General features: G+C 67.6%; 10 protein-coding genes. 8 read left to right on the top strand and 2 right to left on the bottom strand.

The features are described from left to right. The first annotated feature begins 1 nt into the window (after position 1). Complete coding sequence (locus G328_RS0108000) at positions 2–574, top strand: YdcF family protein (protein ID WP_019618827.1); 573 nt, start codon at positions 2–4, stop codon at positions 572–574. A 3-nt stretch (positions 575–577) separates the two neighbouring features. Here G328_RS0108000 and G328_RS15880 read toward each other — a convergent pair whose 3' ends face one another. Beyond that, the gene (locus tag G328_RS15880) at positions 578–1,321 is read right to left on the bottom strand and encodes an LppP/LprE family lipoprotein (protein WP_019618826.1); all 744 of its coding nucleotides are present in this window, start codon (positions 1,319–1,321) and stop codon (positions 578–580) included. Between the two features lie 349 nt (positions 1,322–1,670). On the opposite strand from G328_RS15880, the gene panC reads away from it, so the two are divergent. The 7 genes from panC (at position 1,671) to G328_RS0107960 (ending at position 11,411) form a co-directional block, all read left to right on the top strand. After that, positions 1,671–2,525: a pantoate--beta-alanine ligase gene (gene panC, locus G328_RS0107990; protein ID WP_019618825.1), complete on the top strand. Its 855-nt coding sequence runs from the start codon at positions 1,671–1,673 to the stop codon at positions 2,523–2,525. Between the two features lie 370 nt (positions 2,526–2,895). Beyond that, a complete protein-coding gene (gene lysS / locus G328_RS0107985; protein WP_019618824.1) occupies positions 2,896–4,398 on the top strand; it encodes a lysine--tRNA ligase in 1,503 nt (500 codons plus the stop codon). A gap of 109 nt (positions 4,399–4,507) precedes the next feature. Next, complete coding sequence (locus G328_RS0107980; RefSeq protein ID WP_019618823.1) at positions 4,508–4,699, top strand: hypothetical protein; 192 nt, start codon at positions 4,508–4,510, stop codon at positions 4,697–4,699. Positions 4,700–4,822: 123 nt separating this feature from the next. Further along, the gene (locus tag G328_RS0107975; protein ID WP_154651550.1) at positions 4,823–5,932 is read left to right on the top strand and encodes a hypothetical protein; all 1,110 of its coding nucleotides are present in this window, start codon (positions 4,823–4,825) and stop codon (positions 5,930–5,932) included. 81 nt (positions 5,933–6,013) lie between these two features. Next, positions 6,014–8,542: an ATP-dependent Clp protease ATP-binding subunit gene (locus tag G328_RS0107970; RefSeq protein ID WP_019618822.1), complete on the top strand. Its 2,529-nt coding sequence runs from the start codon at positions 6,014–6,016 to the stop codon at positions 8,540–8,542. Between the two features lie 288 nt (positions 8,543–8,830). After that, a complete protein-coding gene (locus G328_RS0107965) occupies positions 8,831–10,309 on the top strand; it encodes an NAD-dependent succinate-semialdehyde dehydrogenase (protein ID WP_019618821.1) in 1,479 nt (492 codons plus the stop codon). 133 nt (positions 10,310–10,442) lie between these two features. Continuing rightward, positions 10,443–11,411: a D-2-hydroxyacid dehydrogenase gene (locus G328_RS0107960; protein ID WP_154651549.1), complete on the top strand. Its 969-nt coding sequence runs from the start codon at positions 10,443–10,445 to the stop codon at positions 11,409–11,411. Between the two features lie 6 nt (positions 11,412–11,417). Here G328_RS0107960 and G328_RS15875 read toward each other — a convergent pair whose 3' ends face one another. Then, positions 11,418–12,413: an Lrp/AsnC family transcriptional regulator gene (locus tag G328_RS15875; protein ID WP_019618819.1), complete on the bottom strand. Its 996-nt coding sequence runs from the start codon at positions 12,411–12,413 to the stop codon at positions 11,418–11,420. Positions 12,414–12,520: the final 107 nt, after the last annotated feature.

Here is a 12,520-nt window from a genome sequence, read left to right as displayed (position 1 = left end):
GGTGGCCGACCGGTGGCTGCGACGCCTCTGGTGGCAGGCCGGGGCGACCCTCGCGGCAATGGTGCTTGGCTTCGGCTGCGTCTACTTTCTTCCCGTGCGCGACGCGGCCCGCGACGTCGACGCGATCGTCGTGCTCGGCGTTCCGAACGAGCGGCTCGGCCACGCGCTCGAGCTCGCGAACCGCGGCTACGCCGACAACCTCGTCGTGTCGTCGCCTGACCCCCTGAGCGATCCGGCGCGCGTGCCCTGGATCTGCCGCGACTACGAAGACGGCGCCACGATCGACCTCGCGACCACCATGTCGCTCTACTGCTTCACGCCCGACCCGTTCGACACGCGCGGCGAGGCCGAATACGTGCAGCAGCTCGCCAACGAGCAGGGCTGGGACACGGTCATGGTCGTCACCTACCGCACCCACGTCTCACGGTCCCGCTGGTACTTCGACCAGTGCGCGCCCGACGTCGACAGCTACTTCATCGGCATCACCCGCGGCTGGAGACCCGGCATTGTGCTCGAACGCTTCGCCTACGAGACCGGCGGGTGGATGAAAGCTGCGACCGTGAGTGGGTGCTGACGGCTACCCCTGCGGCGGGAACTCACCGGTGTGGTCGACGCCCTGCATTGAGTCGTTCCGCGTGAATACCGAGACCGCGCGGCCGCTCGCCGCGGCGTTGCTCTCGTCCGGCAGCGGATAGGTGTAGGTCACCTGAATCGAGCCATCATCGAGGCGCTCGGTGGATGGCCAGAAGCCGTACGCCTCGGAGCTCGCAGTACCCAGGTAGTCGCCGTGATGGAACAACATGATGTGCGAGGGCGACGAGACCGTGCCGCCCTCGACGGTGACCGTGATCGACGACAGCTCGGCACACGGATCGAACGTCTCCTCGGCCGCCGCGATGGTGCTCTCGTCGTCGAGCGACCACGGATAGTCGGTGCCGCCGATGTCGTAGGGCTCGAGAATGAGTCCGTACCGCTGCGTCGCCGTCTTCGCGTCGGCCGCCGCGCACGTCGCGTCGTATCCCTTCGGCGGGTCGGTCGCGAGCGGGAAGTCGACGTCGGGGTTCTGCTCGGTGACCGACGTGATGAGGTTCCGCACCGCCGACGCCGTCAGCACGCCGAACTTCACGCCATCGAGGTCGATTATCCAGGCGTCACCTAAGAAGACGTACGACACCATGACCGTGTGGCCACCGTCGTCGGTGACGTCGTAGGAGAACGCGAGCGCTTCTGACGTGTTCGCCTCGAAGACGTCGGGGTCGGCGCGCAGCGCCTCGATGAGCGGCAGCTGGTCTTCCTGCGCGAGCTCGACGACCCACTCCATCGGTTGATTGGCGTCGGGATACAGCGGGAACACGCAGCCGCGCACCTGCGACGCCGACTCGAGGGCGGCCGTTGCCGTCGGTGGAGTCGGGAGCTGTCGACTCTGAGGCGCCGGATGTCTGGCCGGGTGCGTCGGATGCGACCGTGCATCTGGCCACTGCGAGCGTCAGCCCGACCGCCACAGACAGCGCCGCCACGCGCATCCGGAATCGCCCCGTTCGTGCTGCGTGCCCCATAACCGCCCCCTCGCTCGACGTGACCGCATCCGTAGCCAATCATGAGCTCCGACGAGGCGGATGCGCGACCCGCGTGCGGCGTGGGTGTGAGCGGGCCCGCTCTAGACTCGTCGGGTGACTCAGCTACTCGACATCGAGGGACTCCGCGCGCTGCGTGACCGCGACGACCTCGGCCTCGTCGCGCTCGTGCCGACCATGGGCGCGCTCCATTCCGGACACCTCGCCCTCGTCGAACTCGCCAAGCGCCTCGCCGACACCGTCATCGTCTCGATCTTCGTGAATCCGCTGCAGTTCGGGCCAAACGAAGACTACGACCGCTACCCGCGCCCCCTCGACGCCGACCTCGCGCTGCTCGACGCCGCCGGCATCGAGCACGTCTTCCACCCGACGGTCGACGAAATGTACCCAAACTGGCCCGCCACCACGACCGTCTCGGCGGGGGAGGCCGGGCGCATCCTCGAGGGCGTCACCCGACCCGGCCACTTCGACGGGGTCCTCACCGTCGTCGCCAAGCTCTTCCACCTCGTGCGCCCCCACGTCGCGGTGTTCGGCGAAAAGGATGCGCAACAGCTCGCCCTCGTGCGCCGCATGGTGCGCGAACTCCACTTCCCACTCGAGATCGCCGCCCAACCCATCGTGCGCGAACCCGACGGCCTCGCCCTCTCGAGCCGCAACACGTACCTCGAAGGCGCCGACCGCGACCGGGCCCGCACGCTCTCGCTCGCATTGCGGAGCGCCGCCGACGCCGCGACCGGGCCTGCCTCGGGTGGTGAGGCGCGTATCCGTGCTGCTCGGGCTGCCGCCGAAGCCGTATATGCCGATGCCGGGATCGCCCCCGACTACGTCGAGTTCGTCGACCCCGCGACGTTCGCCCCGGTGAGCGACGATCACCGCGGCGACGTGCTCGCCCTGACCGCGGCCAGGGTCGGGACGACCCGACTCATCGACAACCTGGCGTTTGAAGTCTGAGGTGGTGGGCCTCGGTTGCCTGCTGCTAACTAGCCCGAAAAGAGGGGGTCCTCGTCACGTACAGGGCGAGGACCCCCTGTTCTCGGGCTAGATAGCCAAACGTCCGGACGACCTGGGCCAGCACCCAGGCACGGATACGCGGGGACCGCCCCGCGTATCCGTCGGCCGAGATTCTGGGCTAGTTCGTCGAACCAGCCCGAAATATGGGGGTCGGCCGCAGCCGGCTGCGCCGCACCCCTCTTTCTTGGGCTAGTTCGTCGAACTAGCCCAACCCCACCAACTGGCCCGGATACGCGACACCAGTAAACTGGTGGCTTCGCCCGCCCGACGTACGCGGCGGCATCTTCATCGCCGCACGATAGGAGCACGCATGGCCGACCGCCAGGAGCCCGAACTCACCGCCGAAGAGCTCTCGGAGCAGACGCAGGTTCGCCTCGACAAGCGCGCCCGCATGCTCGAAGCGGGCCTGACGCCGTATCCGCTTGAGCTGCCGATCAGCGACACGATCGACAACATCGTCGCGAACAACCAGGGCCTCGAGGCCGACGTGAAGACCGGCCACATCGCCGGCGTCGTCGGCCGCGTCATGCACGTGCGCAACACCGGCAAGCTCGCGTTCGCGGCCCTGCAGTCGGGTGGCGGCGCGAAGATTCAGGCGATGCTCTCGCTCGCAGAGGTGGGCGAGGATGCGCTCGCGGCCTGGAAGGAGTTTGTCGACCTCGGCGACCTCGTGTTCGTGAAGGGCGAGGTCATCACGTCTCGTCGCGGCGAGCTGTCGATCATGGCGACGGAGTGGCAGATGGCGTCGAAGTCGCTGCGTCCGCTGCCGACGCTGCACCGCGAGCTCAACGAAGAAACCCGCGTGCGCCAGCGCTACCTCGACCTCATCGCCCGCCCCGCCGCGCGCGAGATGGTCGTCACCCGCGCCCGCGCGAACGCGTCGCTGCGCGAGACGTTCGCCCGCCACGGGTTCCTCGAGGTCGAGACGCCGATGCTGCAGACGCTCCACGGCGGCGCCGCGGCCCGCCCGTTCGTGACGCACTCGAACGCGTTCGACACCGAGCTGTTCCTGCGCATCGCACCCGAGCTCTACCTCAAGCGCGCCGTCGTCGGCGGGCTCGAGCGAGTGTTTGAGATCAACCGCAACTTCCGTAACGAGGGCGCCGACTCGACCCACTCGCCCGAGTTCGCGATGCTCGAGGCGTACCTCGCGTACGGCGACTACAACGCGATCGCCGACCTCACTCAGGAGCTCGTGCAGAACGCCGCGAAGGCCGTTTCGACCGACGGCTCGGCCGTCGTCACCTGGGCTGACGGCACCGAGTTCGACCTGGGCGGCGAGTGGCCGCGCATCTCGATGTACGAGTCGCTCAGCGAGAAGGCCGGCGTCGAGATCACGCCCGACACCTCGGTCGACGAGCTCGTCGCGCTCGCCGAGCGCGAGGGCGTCGAGGTGAAGCTGCCGAACCACGGCAAGCTCGTCGAAGAGCTCTGGGAGCACTTCGTGAAGGGCGACCTCGAGCGGCCGACCTTCGTCATGGACTTCCCCGTCGAGACCTCGCCGCTCACGGCGGCGCACCGCTCGAAGCCGGGCGTCGTCGAGAAGTGGGACCTCTACGTGCGCGGGTTCGAGCTCGCCACGGGGTATTCCGAGCTCATCGACCCGGTCGACCAGCGCGCCCGCTTCGTCGAGCAGGCCCGCGAGGCCGCCCGCGGTGACGACGAGGCGATGCGCCTCGACGAGGACTTCCTCGCCGCGCTCGAGCACGCAATGCCCCCGTCGGGCGGCATGGGCATGGGCATCGACCGCCTGCTCATGGCGCTCACCGGCCTCGGTATTCGCGAGACCGTGCTCTTCCCGCTCGTGAAGTAGGCGGCCGCGCGAAGTAGGTCGGCCCCGTGAAGTAGGCCGGCGCAGCAAACCGGGGAAGCCCCTCCGGCAGGCGCCGCCGCGCGGCTTCGCGCGATAGGATAGGCGGGTTATGGATGCAGCTTGGTGGTGGAACGCGCTCTGGTCGGTGATCCCGACCATCGTCATTGGCGCCTTCTTCGGCTGCATCATCTACGCCGCCCTCAACGCTGACCGCAAGATTCGCAGCGAACGCGCCGACGTCGAGCGCGAAGAGCGCGAGCGCTTCGAGCGGGAGCGCGGCAAGCGCACCCCCGAGGCGTAGCCCGGTCGACGTTCGGGCAAAGCCCAGGGTCTACTCCGGTCGCGGTCGTACGCTGGCGTGGTCGCGCACACCCGCAGCTGTCGCGCGATGACCGTGCCGGGCTGCAAGTAGGGAGGGATGCGCGTGCGCCGACTCCTGCTGGGCCTTGCCGCGATCGGCTCGATGCTGTCGCTGTCATCGCTCACCGGCTGCGCCGCCGCTCAGCCCACCGGAACGTTCGTGAACACGAACCCGCTCGCGAACCTGGTGAAGGGCATCCGTGAACTTCCCGGCGTTACCGACGCAGAACTCGACATTTCGAGCGAACGCACCGACGTGTACGGGCTCGACGTCACGCTCGTCGAGGACATCTCGGCCGAGGAGCTCGCCGCCGTCGGCGCCGAGACCGCGACGTTCGAGGCGACCGCCGACGAGCAGGGCGTCAGCTCGAGCTCGCCCGAGCTCGCGCTCGGCGAATCGACCTATTCGTACTTCGACAACCTCGACAGCGAGGCCCTCGCCGAACAGCTCGCCTTCTGGCTCGAGCTGCAGCAAGACGGCGTCGATGCGGTGTCGGTGAGCGGCTACTCCGAACGCATCTCGATGCTGCCGCGCGACGACGTGCTCGACGGCGACGAGGTCGAGTCGCCCGACCCGCGCTACATCGCGATCGAGCTGCCCGACGACGCCGACGCCGAACAGGCCGACAAGACCGTGTCGGCCCTTCGCGGCGTCACCGACCCCGGCTCGGACGACGGGCAGTGGGACATCCTCGTGCCGAACGCGCACTTCAAGGCCGAGTTCCACGCCGCGACGTTCCCCGGCAAGACCGAGTTCTCGCAGGCCTCGAAGGTCGCCACGACGTTCATGCAGATCGCCGACCTCGCGAGCTGCGAGGTCGCGTATCACCCCGAGTCCGACGTGCCGTTGCAGATCGAGGTCGTGAGCTTCGACGACGCGATGAGCGACGTCACCGCGGCCGAGGCCGACGACGCGTTCATGACCACCGCCGTCTGGGAACGCCTGCCCGAACTCATGGAGCGCCTCGGCGACGACGTGAACTACCAGGTCGAGGTGCTCGGCAACCCGCTCATCGACGGCGGCAACTTCAAGTTCGCCTTCGAGGTGGCCGGATGCGCGTTCACCGGCGACCGGGGCTGGCCCGCGTCGTCGCAGGCGCTCGGCGAGCTGTGGCAAGACGCGATGGTGTCGGCGAAGGCGTCGTGCACGCCCGAACTTGCCCCGACCCCGTAGGGGTGCACGCCAACGGCGAACAGGGGCGCGATCTCAGGCGGCACGCGTTTAGTCTTCTAACAACTCGTAAGGAGACGCCTGATGTTTGAACGCTTTACCGACCGCGCTCGGCGCGTGATCGTGCTCGCCCAGGAAGAGGCGAAGCTGCTCAACCACAACTACATCGGAACCGAGCACCTGCTGCTCGGCCTGATTCACGAGGGCGACGGCGTCGCAGCCAAGGCGCTCGAGTCGCTCGGAATTTCACTCGAAGCCGTTCGCGACCAGGTGCAGGACATCATCGGCAAGGGCCAGCAGAAGCCCGGAAGCCACATCCCATTCACCCCGCGCGCGAAGAAGGTGCTGGAGCTATCGCTGCGCGAAGCGCTGCAGCTCGGCCACAACTACATCGGCACCGAGCACATCCTCCTCGGCCTCATTCGCGAGGGCGAGGGCGTTGCCGCGCAGGTGCTCGTGAAGCTCGGCGCCGACCTCAACTCGGTGCGCCAGCAGGTCATTCAGCTGCTCGCCGGCTACCAGGGCAAGGAGCCGGTCGCGGCCGGCCCCGAGGGCGCCTCGTCGTCGGCCAGCCCGCAGGGCTCGGCCGTGCTCGACCAGTTCGGCGAGAACCTCACGCAGATGGCGCGCGACAGCAAGCTCGACCCGGTGATCGGGCGCGAGAAGGAAATCGAGCGCGTCATGCAGATTCTGTCGCGCCGTACCAAGAACAACCCCGTGCTGATCGGTGAGCCCGGCGTCGGCAAGACCGCCGTCGTAGAGGGCCTCGCGCAGGCGATCGTGAACGGCGAAGTGCCCGAGACACTGAAAGACAAGCAGGTCTACGCGCTCGACCTCGGCTCGCTCATCGCCGGCTCGCGCTACCGCGGTGACTTCGAGGAACGCCTCAAGAAGGTCACCAAGGAGATCAAGAACCGCGGCGACATCATCGTGTTCATCGACGAGATCCACACCCTCGTGGGTGCCGGCTCGGCCGAGGGCGCGATCGACGCGGCGAACATCCTCAAGCCCATGCTCGCCCGCGGCGAGATGCAGACCATCGGCGCGACCACGCTCGACGAGTACAAGAAGCACTTCGAGAAGGATGCGGCGCTCGAGCGTCGCTTCCAGTCGGTGATCGTCGACGAGCCGTCGGCGCAGCACACGATCAACATTCTCAAGGGGCTGCGCGACAAGTACGAGGCGTTCCACAAGGTCACGATCACCGACGAGGCGATCGTTGCCGCCGTGCAGCTGAGCGACCGCTACGTGTCTGACCGTCAGCTGCCCGACAAGGCCATCGACCTGATCGACGAGGCCGGCGCACGCCTGCGCCTGTCGGTGCTGTCGTCGCCGCCCGAGCTGCGCGAACTCGACGAGAAGATCGCAAAGGTTCGCAGCGACAAGGAAGAAGCGATCGACCTGCAGGACTTCGAGAAGGCGGCGTCGCTGCGCGACGACGAGAAGCAGCTGCTCGGCGAGCGCCTGCGCCTCGAGAAGCAGTGGAAGGCCGGCGAGGTCAAGGCCACGGGCACGGTTGACGCCGGGCTCATCGCCGAGGTGCTCGCCCAGGCCACCGGCATTCCGGTCTACAAGCTCACCGAAGAAGAGACCGCGCGTCTCGTGTTCATGGAAGAGGCGCTGCACCAGCGCGTCATCGGCCAGGAAGAAGCGGTCAAGGCGCTCTCGCGCACGATCCGCCGCACCCGCGCCGGCCTCAAGGACCCGAACCGCCCATCCGGCTCGTTCATCTTCGCTGGCCCCACCGGTGTCGGTAAGACCGAGCTCGCGAAGGCCCTCGCGGAGTTCCTCTTCGACGACGAGTCGGCGCTCATCACGCTCGACATGTCGGAGTTCGGCGAGAAGCACACGGTCTCGCGCCTGTTCGGTGCCCCTCCCGGATTCGTCGGCTTCGAAGAGGGCGGCCAGCTCACCGAAAAGGTGCGCCGCAAGCCGTTCTCGGTCGTGCTGTTCGACGAGATCGAGAAGGCACACCCCGACATCTTCAACTCGCTGCTGCAGATTCTTGAAGAGGGTCGACTCACCGACGGCCAGGGCCGCGTGATCGACTTCAAGAACACCGTGATCATCATGACCACGAACCTCGGCACGAAGGACATCACGGGTGGCCCCGTCGGCTTCCAGGTCGAGGGCGACACGCAGACGTCGTACGACCGCATGAAGGCGAAGGTGAACGAGGAGCTCAAGAAGCACTTCAAGCCCGAGTTCCTCAACCGTGTCGACGACACGATCGTGTTCCCGCAGCTGTCGCCGAAGGAGCTCCTGCAGATCGTCGACCTGTTCACGAAGCGCCTAGCCGACCGGATGCTCGACCAAGACATGACGGTCAAGCTCACCGACACGGCGAAGGAGCAGCTCATCAAGGTGGGCTACGACCCCGCGCTTGGCGCGCGTCCGCTGCGTCGCGCGATGCAGCAGGAGGTCGAAGACCAACTGTCGGAGCTCATCCTGCGCGGCGAGCTTCGCGGCGGCGACCACGTCGCAGTCGACTACGCCGACGGTAAATTTGACTTCGACGTGAAGCGCCCCGAGCGACAGGCCGTTGGCGTGTCGGCGGGTGAGACCGCGGCGAGCAACGCCGAGGCCGAAGTGACCACCGGCACCGACGACTAGACGCTCTCGCAAAACGCGGGGATCGAGCATTGCGCTCGACCCCCGCGTTTTCGTTGTGCGGAGTCGTTCGCGGCCAGTTGGTCGCGGAGTGATGCGGTTTTCTGGTTTTGCTGCGGTTGCGGGCGCATCGCTGCCAGAAAACTGCGTCAAGTCGTGGGTGTGGGCGGCGGGGATGCGCGGCGGGAGCCGATGCGCGGGTTGGTTGCGCGCGGGGCGGGTGTCGAGTGTTGTTGTGTCTCACTGAATAACTGTTATACACTCGGCTCGAGATTGCCGAGACGAGCAGTCATGAAGTGGGAGGGCGACGCCGTGGTCGAAGTGAAGCTAGACAATGTTCCGCGTGGAATTCTGATCGATGGGCAGTGGGAAGAGCCGAGCGAGCGCGAACCCATTCGCGTGACCAACCCGGCGACCGGCGACCTGCTGCTCGAGATCGCCAACGCCAGCCCCGACGACGGCATGCGGGCGCTTCGCGCGGCGGATGCGGCACAGCCGGCATTCGCGGCGATGACGGCGCAGGCCCGCTCGGGCATCCTGCACCGCGCCCACGCGCTGCTGCTCGAGAGCAAGCACGAGCTCGCCGCGATCATGACCGCCGAAATGGGTAAGCCCTACGCCGAAGCACTCGGCGAGGTCGACTACTCGGCGAGCTACCTGCAGTGGTACGCCCACGAGGGCGTGCGCGTGCAGGGCTCGCACAGCCGCACGCCGAATGGGCGCGGGCAGATCGTGCTGTCGCGCGAACCCGTCGGTGTGTCGCTGCTCATCACGCCGTGGAACTTCCCCCTCGCCATGGGCGCGCGCAAGATCGCGCCGGCCATCGCGACTGGCTGTGCCGTCGTCGTGAAGCCGGCCGAGAAGACGCCGCTCACGATGCTCTTCTTCGCGAAACTGCTCGAGCAGGCCGGCGTGCCCGCCGGCGCCGTCAACGTCATCACGACGTCGCAGTCGTCGGCGACCGTCGCGCCGATGCTCGACTCGGGCCTCGTGCGCCACCTCTCCTTCACCGGCTCGACGCAGGTCGGCAGCATCCTGCACGGGCAGTGCTCGAAGCACATGGTGCGCACGTCGCTCGAACTCGGCGGCAACGCGCCCTTCATCGTGTTCGACGACGCCGACCTCGACCGCGCGGTCACCGAGATCTCGGCGGCGAAGCTCCGCAACATGGGGGAGGCCTGCACCGCTGCGAACCGAATCATCGTCGACGAGCGCATCGCCGACGAGGTCGCGCAGCGGCTCGCCGCGCACTTTGGCACGCTGCAGGTCGGCAACGGACTCGACGACGGCACGCAGATCGGGCCGATGATCGACGAGGCAAGCTGCCGCCGCATCCAGGGCCTCGTCGACGACGCCGTCGAGAAGGGCGCCGAAGTGCTCGTCGGGGGAGTGCTGCCCGACGGGCCCGGCAACTTCTACCCGCCGACCGTGCTGCGCAACGTCTCGCGCGACGCCAAGCTCACGAAAGAAGAGATTTTCGGGCCCGTGGCGCCGATCCTCACGTTCCGCACCGAAGACGAGGCAATCGAGCTCGCGAACGACACCGAGTACGGCCTCGCCGGCTACGTGCTCACCGAGAACCTCGCCCGCGCGATGCGCGTCTCGCGCCGGCTCGAAATCGGCATGGTTGGCATCAACTCGGGGATTATCTCGGATGCGGCGGCCCCGCTCGGCGGCGTCAAGGCGTCGGGTCTTGGCCGCGAGGGCGGCGTGCTCGGCATCGACGAGTTCCTCGAGTACAAGTACAGCTTCATCGTCGACGAGGACTAACCGCCCGGCGACGACTGACGCGCAAGCGAGCGTGGGCCGGCCGGCACGGCCCGACCGGCCTGCGAGGCTTGGTCGGCCTGCGAGGATTGACGCGTGCGTGCGCGATGCGCGCACGAGATGAGGAGGTACGCCCGTGAAACCCACCGTGGTGATTGCGGTTGCCGATGCTGCGGCGCCCCCGCCCGAGCTGCGGCGCCTCGAATCGACGGTGACACCGGTCTACGTCTCGACACCGGAGCAGTTCCGAGCGAACTCCGCGAGCTCGCCGGTGCTGCTCGTCTGGGACCTCCACACGACCCTCGTGCACGAGTGCGGCCCCGGGACGTTCGCGTGGATTCACACGAACAGCCTCGGCGTGAACGCGGTCGCAACCGCCGAGGCTGCGAAGGCGGCCACGGTAACGAACACGCGCGGGCTGTTCGAGCAGCCAATGGCCGAGTTTGTGCTCGCGAGCATCCTGTTTCGCACCAAGGCGTTTGACCGCCTGGTTGCCCAGCAGCGCGAGCGCGTCTGGAACCAGCAGCCGACGGGCCGCCTCGCCGGCAGGCGGGCACTCGTGGTCGGCGCCGGGGGAGTCGGGCGCGCGATCGCGGCGCTCCTTCGTGCGGTCGGTATCGAGGTTCGCCTCGTGGGGCGCACACGGCGTGCCGAGCGCGGTGACGACGGATCGGAGCAGCAGATTTTTGGCATCGACGAGCTCCCTGAGCTGTTGCCGGATGCCGATGACATCGTCTTGGCCGCACCGCTCACGGCGGCGACGCGGGGCCTGATCGGTGCACACGAACTGGCGCTGATGCGCCCCGACGCGCACGTGATCAACGTGGGCCGCGGGCAGTTGCTCGACGAGGCGGCCCTCGCCGACGCGCTGCGGTCGGGCTCGATCGGTGCCGCCACGCTCGATGTCTTCGCGCAGGAGCCGCTGCCACCCGAAAGTCCCCTCTGGGGTCTCGAGGGCGTGCTCGTGTCGCCGCACCAGTCGGCCGACACGACGGGCTGGCGCGACGCCGCCGTTGACCTCTTTCTCGACAATCACGCGAGGTTCGAGCGCGGCGAGCCGCTCAAGAACGTCGTCGACCTTGCGGCGCTGCTGCTGCGAGGGTAGGCGTCGCTACCCGGCGGTGCTCGCGGAGTGCTCGCCGAAGAGCCAGGCCGGCCCGGCCACTGGCCCGTAGATGCCGTCGTTGATCGTGTTCCACACGCGCTTGTGCGTCGCCGACTCAAGGAGGAGCTCGTAGCCGCGGATGCCCGGTAGGGTGCCGAGCACGTCGCTCATGAACGTGTACGTGTCGGTGTGGTGCGGCAGCACGAACTGGCCCACGATGTTGCTGCTGCCCGTCGTCGCGAAGAGCGTCTTCGTTGAGGGGAGCTCCGCGAGAATCGGCGCGGCCTGCGTCAGCGTCGCGGGGTCGACATTGAGCATCGCCCAGAACGTCGCCGCGAACCCGAGGCGTTCGGGCTCGGCGAGCACGCGCAGCGACACGATGTCGCGCGTGAACATGTCTTCCACGATCTTTCGCACGGTGTTCTCTGACTTCCCGAGCGTCTTTGCGAGCGCGGCGAACGGCGTGCGGCCATCGGGCAGCAGCTCTGAGAGCACCTTCGTCTGATCGGGCGTGAGCTGCAGCGGGTCGCCCTGCGCGGCCGTGTCGATGCGGCGGGCGGCGTTCGGCAGCCAGTCCTGCCCCGACGTGTACGTGTGGGCGACGACGAAGCTCTCGGAGGTCACGTCGAAGCGCTGGGCGATGTCGGTGAGGATGCGCTGCAGGTCAGCGAGCGAGCGCGGCACGATCTCGGCGAGCACGTGGGCCGACCCGACGGTGGATGCGGCAAATCGCACGTGCGGATGCTGCTGCAGGTGCTCGGTGAACTCTTTCGTGAGCGCATCGCGGCCTACATACTTCGCGATAGCCGGCGGGCCGTAGCCGAGGCGCGACACGTCGGTGCGGCCGATGACGCGCACGAGTCCACGGGTCGAGAGGGAATCAAAACGGCGTCGAACCGTGCTGGTCGAACTCCCGATCTCCTCGGCGATCTTTGCCCAGGAGGAGCGCCCGTCGACGTACAGCGCGGCAAGAATTTGCCGGTCCAGCTCATCTAGCTCCATGAACAGATCCTTCCATGTGGTTCGAGTTGATGCAATAGATCAGCAACTGAGGGCACCCTAACGAACAAAAGCCGCAATTTTCGAGCTTGACATGAACAGATTGGGGT

It is taken from the genome of [Zimmermannella] faecalis ATCC 13722 (assembly GCF_000381765.1).
Classification (GTDB): domain Bacteria; phylum Actinomycetota; class Actinomycetes; order Actinomycetales; family Microbacteriaceae; genus Gulosibacter; species Gulosibacter faecalis.
Note: the sequence above shows the minus strand (reverse complement) of the source record. Positions and strands in the feature narration are given on the sequence as shown.